The 388-nt window shown below is 38.1% G+C and carries 2 protein-coding genes; both read left to right on the top strand.

Annotated elements, in window-relative coordinates:
* Positions 1-237: arsenic metallochaperone ArsD family protein (locus AC1DWA_RS33685; protein WP_477917877.1), on the top strand; the 237-nt coding region annotated here is incomplete at its 5' end.
* A 12-nt stretch (positions 238-249) separates the two neighbouring features.
* On the top strand, positions 250-388 hold a 139-nt coding region (locus tag AC1DWA_RS33680; protein WP_477917879.1), incomplete at its 3' end, for an ArsA-related P-loop ATPase.

Below are 388 nucleotides of genomic sequence, written 5' to 3'. Positions count from 1 at the left end.
CGTTATAACTTAACAAGCCAACCAGATAAGTTTGTGGATCAAGTCGAAGTAAATAAAATCCTCATGGACAAAGGACCAGATGCTTTACCAGTGGTATTAGTGGATGGTGAGCTGGAGAAAATCGGAAGCTATCCAACCAATGAAGAATTTGCTGAATGGTTTGGTATTAATTCTGAAGAGCTAAAAGGGGAAAAACCTCGTATGCCTATCAAGTTAAATATTAATAATCTGAAATAGGGAGGCAAAAAAATGTTCCAACCTTTTCAACCTAAAAACCTTGTTCGAACACCATTTTTATTCTTTACAGGTAAAGGTGGCGTAGGAAAAACATCTACCGCATGTGCAGTAGCAGTATCTCTAGCCGATACTGGCCACAAAGTACTTATTG

The sequence above is a fragment of the Rhodococcus sp. P4_F3_2 genome (assembly GCF_056401335.1).
Note: the sequence above shows the minus strand (reverse complement) of the source record. Positions and strands in the feature narration are given on the sequence as shown.